The 23017-nt window shown below is 37.6% G+C and carries 20 protein-coding genes and 1 pseudogene; 9 read left to right on the top strand and 12 right to left on the bottom strand.

The window, feature by feature from the left end; translation table 11 throughout:
- The first annotated feature begins 9 nt into the window (after nt 1–9).
- Genes NSQ61_RS18280 through NSQ61_RS18270 form a run of 3 tightly spaced genes read left to right on the top strand, consistent with a single transcriptional unit; the run spans nt 10 to nt 3705 of the window.
- Nucleotides 10–2112 carry a BglG family transcription antiterminator gene (locus NSQ61_RS18280; protein WP_339193379.1) on the top strand — a complete coding sequence of 701 codons (2103 nt, stop codon included), beginning with the start codon at nt 10–12 and terminating at the stop codon, nt 2110–2112.
- 1 nt (nt 2113) lies between these two features.
- Complete coding sequence (locus NSQ61_RS18275) at nt 2114–2548, top strand: PTS sugar transporter subunit IIA (RefSeq protein WP_144598413.1); 435 nt, start codon at nt 2114–2116, stop codon at nt 2546–2548.
- Nucleotides 2549–2550: 2 nt separating this feature from the next.
- Nucleotides 2551–3705, top strand: coding sequence for a mannitol-1-phosphate 5-dehydrogenase (locus NSQ61_RS18270; RefSeq protein WP_063386827.1), 1155 nt, complete (start codon nt 2551–2553; stop codon nt 3703–3705).
- A gap of 28 nt (nt 3706–3733) precedes the next feature.
- Here the strand turns inward: NSQ61_RS18270 and NSQ61_RS18265 are convergent, their stop codons facing one another.
- The 5 genes from NSQ61_RS18265 to NSQ61_RS18245 all read right to left on the bottom strand — a co-directional run bounded on the left by NSQ61_RS18265 (nt 3734) and on the right by NSQ61_RS18245 (nt 6940).
- A complete protein-coding gene (locus NSQ61_RS18265) occupies nt 3734–3931 on the bottom strand; it encodes a hypothetical protein (RefSeq protein ID WP_339230037.1) in 198 nt (65 codons plus the stop codon).
- Nucleotides 3932–4005: 74 nt separating this feature from the next.
- A complete protein-coding gene (locus NSQ61_RS18260; RefSeq protein ID WP_311066542.1) occupies nt 4006–4392 on the bottom strand; it encodes a gamma-glutamylcyclotransferase family protein in 387 nt (128 codons plus the stop codon).
- Between the two features lie 422 nt (nt 4393–4814).
- Nucleotides 4815–5243 (bottom strand): threonine/serine exporter family protein, encoded by a 429-nt coding sequence (locus NSQ61_RS18255; protein WP_327848619.1) that lies wholly within the window; start codon nt 5241–5243, stop codon nt 4815–4817.
- 17 nt (nt 5244–5260) lie between these two features.
- On the bottom strand, nt 5261–6031 hold the full coding sequence (locus tag NSQ61_RS18250; protein ID WP_063386830.1) for a threonine/serine exporter family protein: 771 nt from the start codon (nt 6029–6031) through the stop codon (nt 5261–5263).
- 66 nt (nt 6032–6097) lie between these two features.
- On the bottom strand, nt 6098–6940 hold the full coding sequence (locus NSQ61_RS18245) for a TetR/AcrR family transcriptional regulator (protein ID WP_144598416.1): 843 nt from the start codon (nt 6938–6940) through the stop codon (nt 6098–6100).
- Nucleotides 6941–7117: 177 nt separating this feature from the next.
- Between NSQ61_RS18245 and NSQ61_RS18240 the strand changes: the two genes are divergently transcribed.
- Entirely contained in the window at nt 7118–8545 is a 1428-nt protein-coding gene (locus tag NSQ61_RS18240; RefSeq protein ID WP_144598421.1) for a DHA2 family efflux MFS transporter permease subunit, read from the top strand.
- Nucleotides 8546–8869: 324 nt separating this feature from the next.
- Here NSQ61_RS18240 and NSQ61_RS18235 read toward each other — a convergent pair whose 3' ends face one another.
- Complete coding sequence (locus tag NSQ61_RS18235) at nt 8870–10045, bottom strand: acetyl-CoA C-acetyltransferase (RefSeq protein ID WP_063386832.1); 1176 nt, start codon at nt 10043–10045, stop codon at nt 8870–8872.
- A 1082-nt stretch (nt 10046–11127) separates the two neighbouring features.
- Between NSQ61_RS18235 and NSQ61_RS18230 the strand changes: the two genes are divergently transcribed.
- Nucleotides 11128–12306, top strand: coding sequence for a M20 metallopeptidase family protein (locus NSQ61_RS18230; RefSeq protein ID WP_311066543.1), 1179 nt, complete (start codon nt 11128–11130; stop codon nt 12304–12306).
- 344 nt (nt 12307–12650) lie between these two features.
- On the opposite strand, the gene NSQ61_RS18225 is transcribed toward NSQ61_RS18230, so the two are convergent.
- Genes NSQ61_RS18225 through NSQ61_RS18215 form a run of 3 tightly spaced genes read right to left on the bottom strand, consistent with a single transcriptional unit; the run spans nt 12651 to nt 15008 of the window.
- Entirely contained in the window at nt 12651–13877 is a 1227-nt protein-coding gene (locus NSQ61_RS18225; protein ID WP_144598418.1) for a cation:proton antiporter, read from the bottom strand.
- A gap of 9 nt (nt 13878–13886) precedes the next feature.
- A complete protein-coding gene (locus NSQ61_RS18220) occupies nt 13887–14387 on the bottom strand; it encodes a cation:proton antiporter regulatory subunit (RefSeq protein ID WP_066250077.1) in 501 nt (166 codons plus the stop codon).
- A gap of 54 nt (nt 14388–14441) precedes the next feature.
- Nucleotides 14442–15008: a tyrosine-type recombinase/integrase gene (locus NSQ61_RS18215; RefSeq protein WP_130157422.1), complete on the bottom strand. Its 567-nt coding sequence runs from the start codon at nt 15006–15008 to the stop codon at nt 14442–14444.
- Between the two features lie 656 nt (nt 15009–15664).
- Here NSQ61_RS18215 and NSQ61_RS18210 point away from each other — a divergent pair.
- The gene (locus NSQ61_RS18210; RefSeq protein WP_066250083.1) at nt 15665–15994 is read left to right on the top strand and encodes a CHY zinc finger protein; all 330 of its coding nucleotides are present in this window, start codon (nt 15665–15667) and stop codon (nt 15992–15994) included.
- A 115-nt stretch (nt 15995–16109) separates the two neighbouring features.
- Here NSQ61_RS18210 and NSQ61_RS18205 read toward each other — a convergent pair whose 3' ends face one another.
- The 3 genes and pseudogenes from NSQ61_RS18205 to cas1b all read right to left on the bottom strand — a co-directional run.
- A complete protein-coding gene (locus tag NSQ61_RS18205) occupies nt 16110–17813 on the bottom strand; it encodes a methyl-accepting chemotaxis protein (protein WP_066250086.1) in 1704 nt (567 codons plus the stop codon).
- A 1676-nt stretch (nt 17814–19489) separates the two neighbouring features.
- Entirely contained in the window at nt 19490–19753 is a 264-nt protein-coding gene (gene cas2 / locus NSQ61_RS18200) for a CRISPR-associated endonuclease Cas2 (protein ID WP_340807814.1), read from the bottom strand.
- A gap of 2 nt (nt 19754–19755) precedes the next feature.
- Nucleotides 19756–20523, bottom strand: a pseudogene (cas1b, locus tag NSQ61_RS18195) (type I-B CRISPR-associated endonuclease Cas1b); the annotation flags it as partial.
- Between the two features lie 353 nt (nt 20524–20876).
- Here cas1b and NSQ61_RS18190 point away from each other — a divergent pair.
- The 3 genes from NSQ61_RS18190 to NSQ61_RS18180 are packed head-to-tail and all read left to right on the top strand — an operon-like array spanning nt 20877 to nt 23006.
- A complete protein-coding gene (locus NSQ61_RS18190; RefSeq protein ID WP_232515597.1) occupies nt 20877–21500 on the top strand; it encodes a TetR/AcrR family transcriptional regulator in 624 nt (207 codons plus the stop codon).
- A 15-nt stretch (nt 21501–21515) separates the two neighbouring features.
- Nucleotides 21516–22346 carry a substrate-binding periplasmic protein gene (locus NSQ61_RS18185; protein WP_063387722.1) on the top strand — a complete coding sequence of 277 codons (831 nt, stop codon included), beginning with the start codon at nt 21516–21518 and terminating at the stop codon, nt 22344–22346.
- An 18-nt stretch (nt 22347–22364) separates the two neighbouring features.
- A complete protein-coding gene (locus NSQ61_RS18180) occupies nt 22365–23006 on the top strand; it encodes an amino acid ABC transporter permease (RefSeq protein WP_130157528.1) in 642 nt (213 codons plus the stop codon).
- The last annotated feature ends 11 nt before the right edge of the window (nt 23007–23017 follow it).

The raw sequence follows: 23017 nt of genomic DNA, 5'->3' as shown, positions 1-23017 counted from the left end.
GTGAATTCCATGTACTTGCGGGCGAGAGAACGGGAAATCATCGAATTAATGCTGCAGGAGGACCGACACATTTCCACAAAAGAGATCGCTGAACGATTAAACGTCAGCTCAAGAACAGTTCACCGGGAGCTTAAAAATATAAAAAAAGTGATAAAAAAATATGGTCTTTATATTGACAGCCTGCAAGGAAAAGGAATTCGCTTATTCGGTCCATCGCTGCGGAAACAAAATTTATTAAAAGATATCCGATCTGGAGAGCACACAGACTTTAGCCAAGAAGAAAGAAAAGTGCTTATCCTATGTTCACTTTTAGAGGCCAGCGAGCCTCTAAAACTGTTTACACTAGCCGAAAAATTAAACGTCACTTCTGCAACCGTAAGCAATGATTTAGATCAAATCGAAGAATGGATTGCTCAATTTGATTTGAAGCTCATCCGAAAAAGAGGATACGGAATAGAACTCATTGGACCAGAAAATGGAAAGAGGGCTCTCCTTGGAAACATTATAATGGAGAAATTGGATGAAAAAAGTTTTTTGCAAGCAATTGAAAGGCAAATAAAAGAAGAGAAAAATGAAAAAAGGGAGAAAATTTTTGAAATCATTGATGAAGAAAAAATAAAAACGGTTGAAGGAGTACTTGAAAATTTTCGGCAAACCATTTTATTTTCTATTGCGGACAGTGCCTATATTGCTCTTGCAGTCCATTTAATGCTGGCAGCGGAAAGAATCCAAAAAGGCGAAACGATCGATATCGATCCTCAAGTTTTTCAAGAATTGAAAGGCACAAAAGAATTCGAATCCGCCCGTATGATCGTCAAAGAATTGGAAAAAGCCTTTCAGGTCAAGTTTCCTGAAGCGGAAATCGGCTATGTCACGACTCATTTATTAGGAGCGCGCAGAAAAGAAGATAAAGATTTTTCCTTCTTTGATGTAGATGTAGACATTTCAAGAAAAGTCCATGCGCTCATTGAATTTGTTTCCAACAAAACCGGCTTTCCCTTGACGGAAGATCAATCTTTATATCAAGGGTTGGTGGCCCATTTTGTCCCTGCTATTACACGTTCAAAAGAGAAGATTCATACGCACAATCCTCTGCTGCAACAGATCAAAACAAAATTTTCCGCCCTTTTCGCGTCTGTCGAAGAAGGGGTAAAAAAAATCTTTTATGATCTTCATTTATCAGAGGATGAAATTGGCTTTCTCGTACTGCATTTTGGCTCCGCTTTGGAATCAAAGATGGAGAATATTTCGCTGCAGGGATTAGTTGTTTGCCCCAGCGGAATCGGTTCTTCCAAAATGCTGGCAACGAGACTTCGCAAGGAATTTCCTGAAATAGAAAACATTCATATTGCTTCTCTTATTGATTTAAAAAGGCTGGATGTCAGCCAATACGATATTATTATTTCAACTACCGATCTTCCGTATCGTCATGTGCCATATATTACAGTTAACCCGCTGTTAAATGAGCATGATATCGCCAAAATAAAAAGGTACATGAATGAAAAGCTGACAGAATTCAAAAGAATTGAAAACAATGTTCCGGGCATTCCTTTCCGGAAAAATCCTTCAAACGATATGATTCACATCATCGATCAATTTTTTGAACTGGGCGATATTATCAAAACAGTTTTGCTCCATTTCAATGTGAGCTTGCTTGAAAATACAGGACAGCATAAAAAAAATCTTTTGGAAATCGCCCGCACATTGCATAAAGAAAAATTGATCACAAATGATGAATCCGTTGCGAAGAAGCTTTTGGCGAGAGAACAAAAAGGAGGATTGGGAATTCCCGGGACAAAAATTGCTTTATTTCATTTAAAAGATGAAGAAGTATTGATTCCTTTATTTCGTATTTATGATTTGGACAAAGCGGACAACGTCCTCGGAATGGACGGAAATGCGATGGAAATCAGCCGGATATTGCTGCTTTTAGCTCCTGAACAGCTAACTCAAAATAAGCTGGAAATATTAAGCCAAATCAGTTCAGCTATTATTGAAAGCAAAAGCAGTTTAGCATTATTTGAAAACGGAGATGAAACAGCCGTCTATCATAAACTGAATGTGATTTTCCATCATTATATGAAAGAAAAATTTTTTAATTGGAGTGAGTGAGATGAAGCCAATACTAACAACTGACAACATTGTTTTAAATGCAAAGGTGTCCAATCAGGAGGAAGCTATTAAATTAGCCGGAAAGGTACTTGTTGAAAACGGGTATGTGAATGAACACTATATCACTAAAATGCTTGAAAGAGAGCGAATCACTTCCACATATATGGGGAACCATATAGCTATTCCACACGGAACAGACGAAGGAAAAAAAGACATTTTAACATCAGGTATTTCCATTATTCAAATTCCTGAAGGCGTAGAATATGGAGAAGGCAACATTGCTAAAGTAGTGTTCGGAATTGCCGGAAAAGACAACGAACATTTGGAGCTCTTGTCGAAAATCGCCATCCTTTGCTCAGAGGAAGAAAATGTTGACCGTATAATCAATGCAGCAACCAAAGAAGAATTAATCAATTTATTCAATGAGGTGGAATAAACATGATCGCTTTGCAGTTCGGCGCTGGAAATATAGGAAGAGGATTCATCGGCGCTCTTCTAAATCAAGCTAACTATGAAATATATTTTCTTGACGTGAATGAAAATCTAATCTCTGAGCTAAATAAAAGAGGAAGTTATATCATCGAATTAGCCAGCGAAAAAAAAGAAACAATCACCGTCACAGGTGTAAAAGGAATTAACAGTGCAAAACAAACTGACAAAGTTATCGATCTCATTTGCCAAGCTGACTTAATTACAACGGCTGTCGGTCCAAATATTTTAAAAATCATTGCACCGACAATCGCTTCAGGACTTAAGGAACGATTTAAACAGTCAGTCCAGCCTTTAAACATTATTGCATGTGAAAATATGATCGGCGGCAGCCAATTATTAAAAGAAGAAGTGCGCAAATCGCTTACAGATGAAGAAAAACAAAAATTGGATCAATATGTTGGCTTTCCTAATGCAGCTGTCGACCGCATCGTTCCATTACAAACCCACGAGGACCCTTTAAAAGTTTCTGTTGAACCATTTTTTGAATGGGTCGTGGAAAAAACAGACATAAAAGGAAGCTTGCCAAATATTCAAGGAATCACCTATGTTGACGACTTAAATCCATATATTGAGCGCAAGCTATTTACTGTCAACACTGGACATGCTACTGCAGCTTATTTAGGCTATTTCAAAAATATAGAAACAATCGACAAAGCTGTATTGGACCCGTTTGTCCGCCCAATTTTAGAAGGCGCGCTAGCTGAAACCGGCGACATGCTGGCGAAAACTTATCATTTTGATCGTTCCGAGCATCAAAAATATATCGATAAGATTATCTCTAGATTTGAAAACAAACAAATTTCCGATAATGTCACTAGAGTAGCCAGATCGCCTATTCGCAAGCTTGGCGCAAACGACCGATTAATTTTACCAGCAAAAAGATTAATGGAATTCGGTCAAAAACCTGAAAATCTCGCAACAGCCGTAGCAGCTGCGCTATTGTTTGACTATAAAGAAGACCAAGAGGCAGTCGAATTGCAAGAAATCATTAAAACAAAAGGAGCAGCTGCAGCTTTGAAGCAGTACAGCCAGCTTGACGAAAACGACCCGTTAACAAAACTAATTCTTGAAAAATATGAACAGCTCATCAAATTGAAATAATGTAAGCAGGATGGTTCATTCTGCCTGTTTAAACACCGGGGCTGTCCGATAAGTCCCTAAAATGAAGCAAGTGGAGAAAAACAATTCGTTTCTCTCCACTTGCTTTTATATTTTTTCGATTTTTATCTGAAAGTAGCTGGCGGATGCCGGCTACTTTCAGGAAGTTGTGGGCTAATGCCACAATCCCGTCAATCAAATGTAATGAACAAGAAAACATATTCATCATTCACAATCAATACTAAAACTATACAAAGAAGGCTGACTCAACATCGCTGAAAAGCAATGTGTTGAATCAGCCTTTTACTTTTGATTTCTCCGATGCTCTCTCCATGAATTGGAATATATGATAGGAAGATGCTGCGCTTTTTCCAAGGAATATACGTAAACAAAACCTTCTATATTTTGCCGGCTATCCTTGACCCAAACGCGCTCATACTCATTATTCGGCCGCCCTTCTATAAAATCCTCCAGCAAATCCATTTGCCTCAATCCTTCTTCTGTTACAATGAACCATTCACCGGCAACTTCATCTTCACCTTCATCAAGGACAAGCGCTGGATAATCTCCTACATCATATAGGCGTCCTTTCACATGTCCTCTTTCGCAAGAGATTAAATAAGGCTCTACAACATGATGATTTGCTTCCCCGACTAACAACGTTCCATACACAAAAACTTGATAAAGCATGGCTGCTCACCTCAAAAAGTATAATCAGATCAGCGAACACCGACATTTAGTTGAAAAAGAGCTATTGCACACTTCAAAAAGCATAGTCCGGTCAGCGTGTCTATGAAAGCTAGTATGTATAAAAATTTGTTTCTTAGACGACAAATACTTCGGAAAATCAAGTTGAAATGAGCGATTGTCCACCTTAAAAGCATAGCCTAGCCAGCGTGTCCTATGAAAGCTAGTATATATAAAATTCGTGCCTAGACGACAAATGTACCGGCAAACTAATTGAAACGAGCTACTACCCACCTCAAAAATCAAGTTGAAATGAACGATTCCCCACCTCAAAATGCATAGTCTGGTCAGCGAGACTATGAGAGTTGACATGTATAAAAATTTGTTTCCTAAGCGACAAACACACGTCAACCAATTGAAACGAGCTACTGCCGAATGATTTTCATAATCATCCGATTCAATACTTCGGAAAACACTAGTCCCATGGCGATGGCTCCTGATATGATAAAAGCTTTAGCTGCTAGTTCAATCGCCATAAAATAGTCTTGCTCGACGACATGGCGCATGGCATCATACGCAATCCCTCCTGGGACAAGCGGAATAATACCTGGAACAGAAAAAATGATGATCGGCGCTTTATACATTTTCGTAAACAAGTGACTAATGAAGGCAACAAGAAGCGCTGAAATAAATGCAGCGATAATTAAATCCATCTTAAAATGAATCAAGAATAAATACGAAAGCCATCCAACTGCTCCCGCAATTCCGCATGCAAATAACGTCTTTTTTGGTACATTAAAAATAATTCCAAATGCAAATGCTGCAATAAAGCTTGCTGCAAGTTGTGACAGCATGACAACAATCCTTTCAATTAATAAATCGATAAAACGATGGCAATTCCTGACCCGATCGCAAAAGCTGTTAAAAACGCTTCAGCTCCCTTTGATAATCCAGCCACTAAATGTCCTGCCATCAAATCGCGGACAGCATTCGTGATATGCAGCCCCGGTACAAGCGGCATGACAGAACCGATAATAATTTTATCTAAATCTGTCCCGATGCCCAGCTTCACCTGCCAAATGGCTGTAAATCCAATGACAAACGATGCTAGGAACTCTGAAAAAAATTTAATTTTAGCAAAACGATGAACATAAACTAAAAATGCAAAACCTAAGCCGCCTGAAATCATGGCAGGAACAAAATCTGCCCACTTTCCTTGAAACATGATTAAAAACCAGCCGCTCAAGATGGAAACGGAGGTCAATTGCAGCCAAACTGGATATTCAGGTTTTGATTCGTCTATTTGCTTCAGTTCCAGCAAAGCTTCATCAACAGATATTTCACCCTGCGCCATCCTTCTAGAAATGTTGTTCACCATCGCAACTTTATTTAAATCTATTGTCCGTTCCAGCACACGTACAAGTTTTGTCTGTTCCATTTCGTCAATGGAAAATATAATTCCAGTGGGCATAGCAAAACAATGAGACTGCTTTACACCAAGGGATGTAGCCATCCTCTGCATCGTATCCTCAACGCGGTACGTTTCCGCTCCATTTTCAAGCATAATTTTACCAGCTAGCAAACAGGCTTCAATAATCTTGTTGGAATTTAATTGCACGCTAATCTCTCCAATAAACTTCATTTCCTATTATTATATCCAAGTCTTTTGGTAAGTGAATGGCAAAACGATTCAGCCTTTTATAGGTCTTTAAGTATTAAATCTTAGCACCTCATCGACCAAATGCTCAAGCTTTTTCTTCTGATCAATTTGGGACATCACCGCGTAAATCAGCGCTCGCCGCGGAACAGAAGATTGCAATTCTTCCTTTAGAAAGGATAGCAATTCCTTTTGCTCCTCATCTGCCGATTTTTTTATTTTATCAATTTGATTGAAAAGGGATTCCTTTTTCTTTTTCCGATTCAAAGCCTCTTCCGGCTCCAGCCTTTCTACTATATCCGGATCAAATAGCTGATCCTTCGCTTTCACAACATTTTCCGCTATTTTTTCAATTCTTCTCAACGAATAAGCGATTATGCTGTTAATTTCTATTTCTGCTCCGGCAGTGACAGCGAAATGAATGGCGTTTTGAACCATTCCATACAACAACACGGCCAAATCAACCGAATACGGACGTATTTGTTCCCCGAATACTTCTGCAATCCTCTTCTGTGCCCAGCAAAGTTCATCAAAATGATACTGCTGCACCAATCCTTTAAGCTCTTCATCTTCTGACATCAGCACACCATAAAACAGAGCGAATAGTTTATTTTCTTTACTGATTTCCATCTTGACTTGAATTTGTTCGATAAACGCGTTTTTATCGTTTGCTTGCCTGCCAGCCAACACTTCCATTCTCCGCTGATCTGTTTCCATTTTAATCTTTTCAAAAATACTAATTAAAAGTTCTTTTTTCGATGAGAAATAATTATAAAATGTCCCTTTCGATATCCCGCTTTTATCTAAAATATCTTGAACTGATGTTCTCACAAATCCCTTTTCAACAAAAAGAGTATGCGCCGCTTCCATTACTTGTCTTTTTCGATCGTTCAATTTGACTGCACATCCTTTATGATTGAACTCAAAAATAAAAGTTATTGTTGATTTTTTTATACTATCAGTATATATTATTATTATCTTTTATAACAACAGTATAAAATAATATACTATAAGTACAAGGAGGATTCTCGCTTGACCAATCATGAAACATTAAACAAACCGCCTTATGGGATGATTGCCATTTTATTTGTTGGTGCCTTTGTGTCTTTTGTTAACGAAACGTTTCTAAATGTTGCACTTCCATCCATTATGAAGGATTTTGAAATATCTCCTTCATCCGCGCAATGGCTGTCAACAGGCTACATGCTGATTAATGGGATTTTAATTCCTGCCAGCGCATTCTTGTTGCAAAAGTTTACGAATCGCCAACTATATTTAACAGCAATGAGCTTGTTTACAGCCGGTACAGTGCTAGCTTCACTTTCGCCGACATTTGGCGTGTTATTGGTTGCAAGAATGTTTCAAGCGGCCGGTTCAGCGATCATGGCTCCCTTATTAATGAATGTCATGCTTGTCGCTTTTCCTGTTGAACGGCGCGGCACAGCAATGGGATTTTTTGGACTCGTAATGATCACTGCGCCAGCGATAGGGCCAACGCTATCCGGATGGATTGTTGAGCATTATTCATGGCGTACATTGTTTGACATCGTTATTCCGATCGCTGCTCTCACACTCATCCTTGCAATCTTTAAATTAAAAAACATTTTGCCTCAAAAACAAATATCTTTGGATATTTTATCGCTCATCTTATCAAGCATCGGGTTTGGCGGCATTTTATACGGGTTTAGCTCCGCCGGGGAAAAAGGCTGGGATTCCGTTTATGTATATGGAACCATTATTGTCGGAACGATCAGCTTAGTCTTGTTTATTGTGCGGCAATTAAAAATGGAAGAGCCTCTTTTGCAATTTCGAATTTATAAATATCCGATGTTCGCCTTATCATCCGCTATTTCGATCGTCCTTTCGATGACGATGTTCTCAGCGATGCTGCTTATGCCAATATATATTCAAACAATTCGCGGCATTTCACCTTTTGATTCCGGACTTTTAATGCTGCCGGGAGCAATCATCATGGGAATTATGTCGCCGATAACAGGAAGGCTTTTTGATAAATTTGGTGCTAGAGCGCTCGCCATTATCGGCTTATCTATTACCATTTTTACAACATATGAATTCAGCCACTTAACAATGGATACATCCTACAGCTTTTTAATGCTTATGTACTCATTAAGAATGTTGGGAATGTCGATGGTGATGATGCCCGTCATGGCAAACGGAATCAATCAGCTGCCGCAAACCATGAACCCGCACGCTACAGCGATGAACAACACGTTGCAGCAAGTTTCAGGAGCTGCTGGTTCAGCGCTGCTGGTCACGCTCATGCAAAACAAAGCAGAGTCGGAAGCGGAGCGATTGGCGCAATCCGCAGCGGGTGATCCAGCAAAAATGGCCGATATCATGAATGAAGCAATGCTAAATGGAATCAACTTTTCTTTCAAAATATCAGTGTTAATTGCACTGATCGCCCTCGTTCTCACTTTCTTTATCAAACGGGCAAAACCAGAAGGAGAAACATTTTTAAAACAATCCGCATCATAAAATAGAAAGCCTCTAGACTAAGTTCATCAGTCTAGAGGCTTTTTCATTCAAAATATCTAGATTTTCCAGCCGGAATTAAAAGGCAGCTTCAACAGCAGCTGAACATTTCATACCTATTTACTTATCATCAACCCTCTTATAATCAAAAAGCTGCAGAGACTGCTTCAATAATATGTTCTGCATCAGAAGTTGACATCCGATACAGTTACCCCATTTTTCTTTTGAAATCGCCTTGCCGCATGGAAACAAATAAGGCTTGATCCGACAATATATTTAACCCGTTATTTTCTCGTGTAGCCGAAGCATTCAATTTTTTCTGCGGATTTACAGCGCTTCCCAAACAGCGGCGATTCCTTGTCCTCCGCCAATACATGCAGATACAGCGCCATATTTTTTGTTTCGCCTTTTTAATTCATAAATAAGAGTTGTCGTGATTCTTGTTCCGCTTGCAGCAAGAGGATGTCCTAGCGCAACGGCTCCCCCATTTACATTACCTATTTCAAGATCAAAGCCTAATTCTTTTTGGCATGCTAAATATTGAGCAGAGAAAGCTTCATTGATTTCAATTAAGTCCAAATCAGAAATCGTTAAATTTGCTTTCTTTAATGCATTTTGAATAGCAGGAACCGGACCGATCCCCATATACTTCGGTTCTACTCCTACAACATCCCAGGAAACAAGGCGGGCAATCGGTTTTAACCCCTTTTCTTCTGCATAATCACTTGATGCAATGACAACAGCTGCTGCTCCATCAACCATACCGCTTGCATTTCCCGGCGTGACAACACCATTTTCAATAAATCTAGGCTTTAATTTACTAAGCTGCTCCATGCTCGTATGGCGGATATGTTCATCTTGATCAATAATGATGTCTCCTTTTTTCCCTTTCACAGTAACCGGTACAATTTCTTCTTTAAAATACCCTTTTTCTCTCGCTGCAATCGCACGCTCATGGCTAGATAAAGCATGACGGTCAATTTCTTCCCTCGTTAAATTATATTTGACAGCTAAATTTTCAGCTGTTTCAGCCATTGTGCAGCCGCCATACGTATCATATAGTCCATCCCATAACCAGTCTTCTACAACAGGCGAACCTAGAGGACTTCCCCATCTCATACCGCGAATGACATGCGGTACTTGACTCATATTTTCCGTGCCGCCAGCCAGCACAACATTTGCTTCTCCCGTTAAAATGTAGCGGGCGCCTGTTAGGATTGCTTCAATCCCCGTCCCGCATAAACGATTAATCGTTACGGCAGGAACTTCAATCGGGGTGCCGGCTTTTAATCCAACATGTCTTGCTAAAATGTGTGCATCTCTGCTTGATTGCTGAACGTTTCCAAACACAACATGATCAATTTCATCAGGCGAAATATTAGATTTTCGAATAGCTTCTTTAGCCGCAAATGCACCTAAATCAGTCGCAGTAGTGTTTCGAAATGATCCAGATATTTCAGCAAATGCCGTTCTTGCTCCTTCCAGCAAAACGATATCTTTCATTTTATTCACTCCTCTAAACATTTCGGTATTCCAACAGTTCCTTTGCATGTATCAAATATTTCTGATGCGTTAGTGCACAAAAACGTTTTCATTTATCAGAATAATGAAAATTATTTACACGCTCATTATAAAATTACGAAAATTAAATAACAATGTTAAAAATACTTAAAAATCAAAGGAGAATTCAGCAAATTTGCGTATAGATGAACTAAACGTCAGGTAAAAACGGTTTTTCAAAAACAACCGCTGGATTGTTAATAAGGTAAAAAATGGAATGATGTCAAAATAAGTTGGGGTGAATATTTTCGATCATTTGATGAAAGTATGATGGTTTAGTATTGGATCTTGAAGAATTAGAGATACATTATATTCTAGAAAAAAAGAATTAATTATTAAACCACTCTGGAATGTACAATTTAAAAATGGTAGAAACCCGGAAAAGAAGATGGCAGCTTATCTTATGGTACTAATCCGGACGTGTTGTTTTTAAAAACCAATCATCGAATATTACATTTCTCGCTTTAGGAAAAGGACAGGTCATTTTTATTTTCTGGTTGTTTGATTATTTTTATGGCGCTTTCTTTATATCTCTTTTCCAGCTTGGTTCTTTCGTTTTGAGAAATAGCGAACTTTTCATGAGTTAACCTCTTTTGTTTCTACTAGAGTTCTATATAGAGGCAGCGAATGCATTCTTAAATGGTTCTGTAAAATATAAATAAATGAAAAATTTTACTTGGTGTGACAAAAAAAGGGAGGTAAAATGAATATTAAGTAATTGCAATATATTGTATAGGTTTAATAAAGAATTGGTGATTAAAATATTTAACCATACCTGAAAAAGCAGTTTTCGTACTTCTAAAGAAGGCGAAATATTAAAGAAAATAATACGTGATGAAGCCTTTTTTAGTTGGCTTAGAAGTAAAGACGAGTTTTATCTAACGCTGCTAAAGAGTTACTTTTGATCTTAAAACTCAGCTTACTTCTCTTCCCAGCTAGACTACTAGATACTTCATATTTCTGATGATGATTTAACAGCTTTTAATCGAAAAAAAGGATCATTATTTTTGAAAGAAGGTGCGAAAATGATTAAGGAGCTTCATCGTTCTTTAATGGAAAATTTCGAACAATTGGTTTCGTGGAGAAGATATTTGCATCGTCATCCTGAGCTTTCTTTTCAAGAGGAAAATACACCGAAATTTATTGCAGAGAAGCTTTCCTCCTTTGGGATTGAGGTAAAGACCGGAATCGGTGGAAATGGAGTTGTCGGAATGATCAAGGGCGGAAAAGAAGGAAGAACCATTGCCTTCCGCGCTGATTTTGATGCGCTTCCGATCCATGAAGAGAACGACTCTCCTTACAGATCGTCCGTAAAAGGAGTTATGCATGCATGCGGCCACGACGGGCATACAGCAGCTCTCCTCGGGGTTGCAAAAGTATTAAGTGAAATCGACCGCAGCCGTTTAAAAGGCAACATCGTATTCATCTTTCAGCACGCGGAGGAAAAACCGCCCGGCGGCGCCAAGTTTATGATTGAAGATGGATGCCTGGACGATGTTGACCTTGTATTTGGCGCACATGTTTCCACTGATATTCCGTACGGCAAAATAGGCTTACGAGAAGGACCCGTTATGGCTGCTGTCGATGCATTTACGATTCAAATAAAAGGAAAAGGAGGCCATGGGGCCCGTCCGCATGAAACAGTAGATGCTCTTGTCATCGGCAGCCAAATTGTGAACTACTTGCAGCAAATTGTCAGCAGACGCGTGAATCCGATAGATTCAGCTGTTGTGACAGTTGGTGTGTTTCAAGCTGGAACAGCTTTCAATGTCATTGCAGAAAACGCTAGAATAGAAGGGACAGTAAGAACATTTAATCCAAACGTTAGGAAGCAAATTGAGGAGGAAATCAGAGCGATTGTTCAAGGACTATGCCAAGCTTCGCACGCAAGCTACGAAATTGATTATTTAAACGGCTATCCTCCAGTTATCAATCCTAGAAATGAAACCGAACAATTGCGAGCCATTATTAGCGAGACGTATGCATCTGACTGTTTTTATAATTATCAGCCGTCAATGGGAGCAGAAGATTTTGCATACTATTTAAAGCATAAACCAGGTGTTTATTTTCATGTCGGTGCAAGAGGAGACGATCCAAAAACTCATTATCCTCATCACCATCCCCGCTTTGACTTTGACGAGCGTGCGCTTCTCGTCTCAGGGAAAATATTTTTAAGTATTGTCAATCATTATCTTTTACAATAAAAAAATGATGTCAATTAAAAGTGGTGCAACAAATTCGAAATGTACATTGAAACAACAATAATGATGATTTTATGTAGCGAAACTGTCAACAAGCAAATGCACATTCTGTTCAGCCGCTTCGATCCATACGTTAAAGAAACGCAAACAAAAAATGCGAAATTTTGTACGCAAAATAATAGTTTACAAGGAAATGCAGGTTTTCTGTTATAAGGAGAAAACCTGCATTTTCAATAAATTTTTGAAAACAGCTTACGTACATTTTTCGCGTTTTATTTCTATATTTCTTGAGAGATGTTTTTGGTGTATAATAATGTTCATTGAGCTTAAAATTTCCCATTGGCGAGCTACTCGCCTGGGACTTTTATTTTTTTCTTTTCCGGTGTGTTACTCCATTTGAAAATCTTATTTAAAAACTTGTAAATATTTTTGCTTTCTTTCGCAAGTAGCGGTCCTACGATCGCTAAAATAAGAACATAAAGGGCAGTAAAAGGAGTTAAAATGGGATTTAATCCTGCTGTAATCCCTAAATTTGCAACAATGATCGAAAATTCTCCACGAGCCATAATGGTTAAACCAATATTGGTAGAAGCTTTATGGGATAGCCCCGCTTTCCTCCCCGAAATCATACCAGCTACAAAGTTCCCAGCAATTGTGAGTGCGGCAGCGCCTAAAGCTAACCAGATCGCACCAGCTAATGTTGATGGATCAATACTCAATCCAAAGCTGAAAAAGAAGATTGCGCCAAAGAAATCTCTAAACGGAACTACCATATGTTCAATGCGGTCTCGATAGTCAGTTTCTGAAAAAACTAGACCTAACAGCAATGCGCCAATCGCTTCTGCAACATGAAGGGTTTCTGAAAACCCAGCAACAAAAAACAATGTAGCAAATATAACAATAATGAAAATTTCGTCAGATTTAATATTCAACCATTTATTTAATAAAGGCGAACCTTTTCGTGCAATGAAAAAAAACAGCAGCATATAGCCAACCGAAATAAGAACAGAGGTAATGATACCGAGGACAGAAGTAGAGCCGGCAAGCAAGACACCTGACATTGTGGTTAAAAATAAAGCAAGGAAAATGTCGTCAAATAAGATGATCCCAAGGATTAACTCTGTTTCTGGATTTGCTGTTCTTTTTAAATCAACAAGGACTTTGGCGACGATTGCACTGGAAGACACGCTGACAAGCCCAGCAATAATAAGAGTCTCCATCCATGGCATCCCGACGATAAATCCATATAAAAGGCCTAAAACAAAATTGATTGCTACATAAAGACTCCCGCCTACCACAATATTTCGGCCTGATTTCATCAATTTTCCAACAGAAAATTCCAAACCTAAATAAAAAAGCAAAAACAGAACACCAATGCGTCCTAAAAATTGGATAATTTCTTTGCTTTCAATAAAGGTTAAGTCGATAATCCCAATCGTTGGGGCATGCGGGCCAACAAGCATACCTAGGACAATCAGGAAAGGGATAATGGAAAATTTAAGCTTATTTGCGATAATAGCTGCAATTGCAACAAGGACAAGTGCTGTTCCAACTTCAAAGACTAAATGATCCATCTATAAACCTCACTCCTTTCCTTTGTTCGATAATAAGTTGTTAACTAGTTGTTTTAGTTGGTTTCGTTCTCCTGAAATTACTAATGTATCGCCTGCCTCAATCACCGTATCCGGACCTGGGTTGTGTGTCTTCTTTGTCTTTTTTTTCTTAATAGCAATGACCGTAACTCCATAATTGTTTCTTATATCAATCTCACCGATCGTTTTATTCACAACTGGTGCACCAGGTTCTACTTGATACCATTCAATAATTAAATCATCAAACGCAAAGTCAACGGTTTCTAATGCTTTAGGTTTATATGCCATTCCGCCTAAAATTCCAGCAATTTGTCTTGCTTCTGAGTCATCAAATGTGGCAGTACTTAAAACCTCATCATGATCATCTGAATCAAAATGATAAATTTCTCTCCGTCCATCATCATGGATGACAATAACAAGCTTATCTTGGTTCTTTGTAATAATTTCAAACTTATATCCAATTCCCGGAAGTTCACTTTCTCTAATATTCATGCAAAAATTCCTCCTTATAAATGTTTTAAATGAATGGATTAAGGTTGTTGAATATTAAAGGTTTACATCAATTTCCGTTCTAATTTTTTCATCTTTCGAAATTCCTAGATATTTGAGTGTTTCAGAAGGAGACGAATGGTGAAAATATTTCTGAAGCAAAGAAATGGCGACTCCTCGTTTATAGGCATGAAATCCAAAGGTTTTACGCATAGAGTTCGTTCCAATTTTCCCTTGTATGCCGACCGCTTCTGCGGCACGATGGATAATGCGGTAAGCCTGTTGACGCGTGATGGGCTTTTTCGTTTTCGCGGACTGGAATAAATAATCTTCGCGGTTCAATTGTCTCGATTGGATATAGTGGAGAATCGCCCTTTTTACTTTTTGGTTGAGATACACTTCCTTAGTCGTTTTAGATTCTTTATGTGGAAGCAGATAAAAATCCTTTATGTAGCCGTCATCCCCCAAAACATCTCCTACTTTTATTTCCAATATTTCTGTGATCTTTAAACCGGTATTGATGCCAAACACAAAGAGTACATAATCTCGCTCTGAATGCTTTTTTAAATATCTTTTCATGGCATTGATTTGTTTTATATCTCTTAGAGCTTCAACATATTCCATATAGTTATTCCCCTTAATCCACGTTACTTAATACTATTATATACTATTATTATGTAACACGCAAACAAAGCTTTGGATTTTAAGACGAAAATAAGGGATAAGGTAAACAAACTGTTGTTTTTATGTTTAGCGGTCCTGTTATTCCTAATAAAGAGGAATTTTAATATGTAATCCTGCCCGTTTCAAGCCTTCTTTAAACAATTTTGCATACGGTTTTTTCTTCATTCCATTTCATAGGAAACAATTTAGGTACCTACTTTTTATCTTGCACTTTTATGAATTTCGCTTGAACCTCATCGCTTCCCAAATTTCGAGTTGCACCTTTGTCCTTTTGCGGCATGCCCTAAGCCCATATTGTGCACCATTAAAATAATCGTTTTTGCTCAATATCACAAAATCATCAAGAAAAGACTGATCTATTTTTAGAAAATCGGCTTATTGACGCCCCCATTAATGTTTTAGAAGCGTTGATATATCGGTGTTTATGATTTTTTGTTTTCAATGGCGATTTGACTTTCTAAGACAGCCCCCAAAGTCATCACAACCAAGCACAATTGAAAGAAACAGTTATGCTATACTTTTATATAAAAAAATGACTATTTTTCGTTCTGTTTGTGGCACATGATAAAGACGTTTTGAACTGGGGTGAAAAGCCAATGCACATAAATGGAATAGAAGTGAAAGGTAAAGTTGTCGACAGACAATCTCGTTGCAAGCATTACCATAAAGATGTGGATATTATTGCAATCAAATTTTATTGCTGCCAGACTTATTATCCATGTCATAAATGCCATGAGGAAGAGGGATGCGGAAATCCACAAGTTTGGCCCAAAGCCTTGTTTGATGAGAAGGCGATTTTATGCGGCCATTGCGGGAAAGAATTGACTATTAATGAGTATTTACACAGTGCATATCAATGCCCGAACTGCAATGCGCAGTTTAATCCAGGCTGTGGACTTCACCGTCATTATTATTTTGAAACTTAAAAAATTCATTTCAAAACGCATTACAAAAAGCCATTTCAAACTTACATTTATCAAAGTTTGAAATGGCCCTCATTTTTTAAAATAGACGTGTGTTACATACAATCTCAAAAACTAACTAAATTTTAAACTGCTGTATTAATCGATCAAAATCCATTGCTTCTTTATCCAAATGTTTTGCTGAATTTGCTACTTCCTTCATAGAAGAATTAGACTGTTCAGCAGTAGCTGTCACCTCTTCTATTCCAGCTGCAGATTCTTCTGATACAGATGCAATACTTTCAATGGATTCTCCCATTTTTTTCGTATTGTCAAGAACACTGTTAATCGATTCTGACATACCGCGAATTTTATGCGAGACTTTTTTAATGGTCTCTTTTAGTTCATTAAAGATATCACCTGTTTTGGAAATAGTTTCCGTACCTTCTGCTACGTTTCTATAGCCATCCTCCAATGAAATAACAACATTTTTAGATTCAGTTTGAATGCCTTGAATGATAGAAGTAATTTCCGAAACAGAGGAAGCTACCTGTTCTGCAAGCTTGCGCACTTCATCAGCGACAACTGCAAAACCCTTTCCATGTTCTCCTGCTCTCGCAGCCTCAATCGCAGCATTCAACGCTAAAAGGTTGGTTTGATCGGCAATTTCTTGGATGACGTTAATTAATTTGGCAATATCGTTTGTTTTTGTATCTAACCCTTTTACCATTGCGAGTGAACCTTGAATTTTCGCATCAATTGATTCCATTTTTTCGATTGATTTTATCATTGCCTGACTGCCATCCTCCGTCAGAGTAAGCATGGAGTCTGAAAATGTCTGCACTTCTTGTTGATTTTTTAATACATTTGTTACGATCGATTCAAATTCATTCATCTGTTCTAATAGCTCTGATGCAGAGTTCGCTTGTTCTTCAGCACCGCTTGATAATTCCTGCATGGTAGAAGCAATCTGTTGGCTGCCTTGCTGAACCTCTTCGGAATATTGTGACAGCGTTCTGCTTTGTTTGCTTAAATTGCCTGAAACATTTGTCATATGTCCAATAATCTGATGCAAGTTTCCTTTCATTTTATTCATAGCATTGATTAATTGGCCGATTTCGTCTTTACCGTCATAAATGACTGCATGACCTTGCAGGTTCCCGTCTGCGATTTGATTCGCCATTTTTACTGCTACAAGTAAATTTTTCCTTATAGTCCGTGTAATAAGGAAAACCACTGTTACCCCAAGAACGATTGATAAAAGGACAGATAAAACCAATATGAGTAGGCTGTGCTGCATAACATTGAATGTTTGATTGACAGCTACAATGCGTTCTTCCTCTACGGCCTTTGTCAATTGATCTAGCTGAGCAACTGTTTCTGTACGCAATTCAGCGATTTGTTCTCTTAACTTGCCGATTTCTTCCTTGTTTCCACCCTTCAAAGCCGGAACTAGCTGGTTTAAAAACAGATCATTAATCATTTCCTTGTTTGTTTCAATCTTTGCTAATAAATCCCGTTGATTTTTAGTCTCCAGTTGAGACTCTATTCCCTTCTTTTTGTCTTCATACTCCTGCATACGATCATTAAACTCTTGCAAGTTTTTTTCATCCATTGTATTTATATAATCGGCCACTCGTATGTCAGCAGCTCTGAAAAGCGAAGCCATTTCTGTTATATGTACAGCCTTTTCTCCTCTACGGTCAATTTGTTCAATGTTGTTTTTTATTTGAAAAAATTGGTTCCCTATAATAATAGACGCTATAATAAATAATCCCACTGTTACGATCAAACCAATTGAATATTTCCAGCCAATATTTAAATTTTTATACATACGTATCATAATAATCCCCCTCGTACCTTCTTATGTAACTTTTTTCTTTTTCTAGTTGGAAGTTACACATCGGCAAAGAACGTATGAAATCACTAAAATGAAAGCGGCAAAGCAGGAAGCTATTTGAATATAGCCGTTGCAAAAGAGCCGGAAAATACTAAAAAGAAAACAGGTAAGCCAGAAAGCACTTAAGCTGCCGCATAACCAAAAATCTTTCTATTTTGAGCACCGACTGAAATATAAAAACAACCACTTCGGGAAAAATGCAATATAAAATCTTTCCGAATGGCATCACGAATAAGAAGCAAGCCGAATGCTAACCAAATAGATAAAATATTTTTCCTTTAGAACCTTATATTCATTATCGTCTCACCGCTTTTTCAAGCCATTGGAAACTCCCCCTAAACCAGCCTCTGATTCATGCAATGCTAATTTCTCTTGCATTATGACAAAAGCACTAGTATATGTTTCATTTTAAACCTTTACAAAAATATTTTCATTAAAAAGAATCACACATTTGTACAAATGATTTATGAGAAAGAGTAAGCACTGACCCGTCCTTTGAAGATGGAAACCATCATTGAGACAAGCTAGTATAAAACAAAAATTAAGAAAGCAGGCACTGTTCTTCTCCAGCTTTTCCGTTATATTCGTGTTGCCTGCTTATGAAATGATTAACGCTTAAATTAGCCCTAGCTGTTTGATATCCCACTTAGTTTTGATACAACCATTTCCAGCCTGTCCGAATACGTTCAAGTTCCCCTTATTTATATCCAACTTAGTGATAAAACAAATCTACTTTTTATTTCGGTTCTAGCGGAAAAAACTTTATATCCCACTTAGTTTAGATAAAATCCTTCCGGGAACGGTCAGAATATTCCTTGTCAGTGAATTTATATCCCACTTAGTTCAGATAAAACTCACACTGATCAGACATTTCTTTTCTTAGAAGATTAATCTTTATATCCCACTTAGTTCAGATAAAACTTATACTTGTCTGCCAGGATTACCAGTCTCAGATTAATCTTTATATCCCACTTAGTTCAGATAAAATCATTGACATACCTAGTCCGCGACATGTCGCCAAAACCCGCTTTATATCCCACTTAGTTCAGATAAAACCCCCATCAAACAAAAATGCCAAAATAACGATAGTATCAAGCTTTTTTATAGACTTGCGAGATCAAGTATTTGTGCAGTTTGCAGTAAAGGTTAAATCGTGTTTTGGGATCTATGAAAAAAAGCTTTGAAACCTAGAATTCATCGAAGGTTTCATCACTTTTTTCATATAATAGGTTTGCTGCAAATATTGATTTTTGCCTTCAACATTGAGATAATGTTGATACTTGTTGACAAAAACAACATTCCTTAGGCTAAGAATATTTGTCTATCCTTGCTACTCTTCCAATCTTGATCCATATCCCTACGAAAACAAGTCTCATTTAAGTCTTTTTCATTAAAATTACAAATACATACTAGCTGTAAGTAGCCCATTTCATGCATCATCATGAATTGAGTTCATTAAAATAATGAATGTATACTAACCTTCCCAAAAAAAGATTAGAAACACTAGTACCCTATGTCAATCAATACAATCTATTATAACAACATTGTTCTCGTAAACACTATCACATATTACTGAATTTTTTAAAAAATCGGCACAATCAATTATACTGCTTTTTTCATTAAAGGAATAAAGCCTCAAAACTTTTTTCCTGCCCATACACTTTCTTTTTTATGTTCCGCGGTTTTTTCACTTCATAAACATAAATCGAATCTTCGTTTTTGTTAATAATCGCCTCAAGCTCTGACATGCATTTGGCAAGGCTGCTTAAAGTGATTTCCCCTTCGAATACAGAATTTTGCGTCCAATAAAGATACTCTTTTAATTTTTTTCGAACTTTATTTACTCTTTTCTCTCCAACATCGTACGTTATTATGACAAACACACTTACCACCACGCTTTCAAAGGCTTGTATTTTTCGTCACCGATTACATGCTTGATCAGCTTATAGCATTCCAATCGGATTAAATATCGATACGTTACTTGACGCTTCAACTTTCGATGTTTTATAGAAGTTTGCATTTTCTTTTCCCAACTTTCAATAAACCGTTTGCGCCCTTCTTCATTTAATAAACAGAAGCCATGTTCATATGAAAATTGCTTTGGTGTAATTCGACGGTTATTAATCAGCGAAAAAATTAGCGGCTCTACGATAAGGGGTTTAAAAATTTCCGCAATGTCCAAGCTTAAAGAAAATCGTTTAACTGAAGGTTCATGCAAATAGCTAATCGTAGGGTTTAACTGTGTTTTATATATTTCCGTCAACACTGTCGTATACATTAAACTATTCCCAAAAGAAAGTAAGGCATTTATCGGACTGGTTGGCGGACGCTTCTCTCTTTTTTCCATAGAGAACTCAGGACGTAAAAATTGTGAAAATGATTGATAATAACAATTTCGAATTCGGCCTTCAATTCCCATTATTTCTTGAACACTATTGGCATTTTCCAATTTTTTTCGTTCTTCAGTTATCATGAGAATTGTATCTGACGTCTTTTCTTTATGAGATTTTAAATTCCGCAATATATGAAATGACGCACTCTCTATAAAAGAACGGGCAATTTCCAGTCTTTTTTCTTCTTTCAAATAATGTTCAGCCTGTTTAACTAGTACGAAACCGGAAACCTTTTTTTCTCTTGGAACATATGAACCAGCATAAAAACCATATTAATTGTATAAATGAAGAAAACGTTGATAGTTGATCTCGTTAACAGCAAAACAGCTGCAGACATCGGAGGATTCATTTTTTCCACATGAAAAGCATTGTTTCTTTGATTTCTTCTCTTGCTATGTTCATGAACGAAAACAGAGGACAGTGTGCTAAAGCGGGACGAATAACGTAATGCAGATTTCCATAAAATAACGGTGATTCGCTCTGTTATTCTTTTCAGCCAAACCATTTCTAAATTTGCAGCATGCTTTTTTAAAAAAATGAAGCAAAAGTGTTGACTAATTTATAGTAATCTTATAGGATTTAATTGACTAATGAGTCAGTCAGGGGGGGTATAGTGCAGGCAGAAGCTCGAAGACAGGAAAGAAAACAGCAATTATTGCAAATTGCATTAGAATTATTTGCGACAGTTGGCTATGAAAAAACGAAAGTCTCAGATATCGTCGCAAAAGGCAATGTGTCCCAAGGGACATTTTATTGGTATTTTAAAAGCAAAGAAGCGATCGCGCTTGAGATGCTAGAAATAGGTCGTGCCCAACTTTTAGATGCAATCAAACTAGGGTACCGCACAAAAAAAGTGGACTTGCAAGATTCCGTTGCTTCCACGACACAAATGTTTGAACGTATTTTTCATTTCGCTGAAAACAATAAGTATTTCATGAACATATTGCTAAAAGGCATTCATTCTCAGCCAAAGATACAAGAAAAAGTAGAAGAGATTAAAGCAGACATGGAAACAGCTTTTGCGGAAAATATTGCACAGGCCAAAGAACTGAAAATGATCTCGCGTGAAGTAGATCCAAAATTACTGGCAGTATTCATCATGAGCCTCCTGGAAGGAGTTTTAGCCAGATGGCTATTTCAATCGCCATCATCAAAAGATGCATTACAGCAAAAAACACTTCAACAGCTCATTGAAGAAACTGTACACTTTGAATTTTTTGGAATCTTTGGTGTCTAATGAAGGAGGATAAACATGAAAAAAATAAGATGGTTCATTTCACTCATTGCAATAGCAGCTCTAATACTTTCAGCATGCGGCAATAACAATGATCAAAAAGAAAAACAAACTCAAGATCAAGAGAAAAACGCATTACAGGAAATCAAAGATAAAGGCGAAATCACTGTCGGCATTATGGGTACTTATGCACCGTATAATTTTATGAATGAAAACAAAGAATACGACGGCTTTGACGTTGACATTGCGAAAGAATTGGCAAAACGTCTAGGAGTTAAAGCAAATTTTGTTGCACAAGAATTTTCTGGTTTAATTCCTGGGCTTCAAAAAGGTAAATTCGATATTTTAGTAAGCCAAGTGACAATCACAGATGAACGGAAAAAACAAATCGATTTTACAGAACCATATATTACAAATAAAGTCAAAGTGATCGTTCGGGAAGACAATAATGACATCAAATCTGTTAATGATTTTAAAGGAAAAACAATCGGAGTTGGACTTGGTACGAATGATGAAGCATATTTGCGAAATGAATTATTGCCAAAAGTGGGCGATTTTAAAATCAACACATATGATGACGTGATTACAACATTAAAAGACTTGGATGCTGGCAGAATTGATGCAACGATCAACAATGTCTATGCATTAAAACCAGTCATTGAAGAAAACGGCTATAAAATTAAAGCCGTCGGCGATCCAATTAAGGAGGACCAAGCTGGCGTTGCTGTGAAAAAAGGCAATAAAGAATTGGTGGATGCTTTAAATAAAGCATTGAAAGAAATGAAAGAAGACGGAACATATAAAGAAATTTATGTAAAATGGTTTGACGAAGAGCCGACCGAAGAATGATGAAAGTAGGTTGCCAAAATGGACTTAGTCATTGAAAACTTGCCTTTTTTGTTAAAAGGGGCATATTATACATTACTCATTACTGTAGTTTCCATGTTCTTCGGTTTAATCATTGGTTTAATCATTGCGATTGCCCGGCTTAAGGGCAATCGCATTCTGCGTGGTATAGCAAGAGCCTATGTGTCCATTATTCGGGGGACACCGGCATTGGTGCAAATCGTCATCGTTTATTATGGCTTAGTTGATTATGGGATTGAATTAGGCCCATTAACTGCTGCGTATATTGCACTAAGTATTAACATCGGCGCTTATGTTTCAGAAGCGTTTCGCGGTGCGATTCAATCCATACCAAAAGGGCAAACAGAAGCAGCGCTCGCAACTGGTATGACGGAACGCCAGGCGATGCGCCGAATTATCATCCCTCAAGCGATTCGCTACGCTATTCCCCCACTTGGCAATACATTTGTCGGAATGTTAAAAGAAACATCGCTCGTATCCGTTATTGCGGTCACAGAATTAATGCGCTCTGCTCAATTATTAGTGGCGCAATATTATGTTTACATGCCGTTTTATGCAGCCATTGCAGCGATGTATTGGATTATGAGTACATTCTTTACATTTTTATTAAATAAAATCGAAAAACGGCTGTCTGTTTATTAAGGTGGTGACAG

Source organism: Aeribacillus sp. FSL K6-1121 (genome assembly GCF_038003725.1).
Lineage (GTDB): Bacteria > Bacillota > Bacilli > Bacillales > Aeribacillaceae > Aeribacillus > Aeribacillus composti.
Note: the sequence above shows the minus strand (reverse complement) of the source record. Positions and strands in the feature narration are given on the sequence as shown.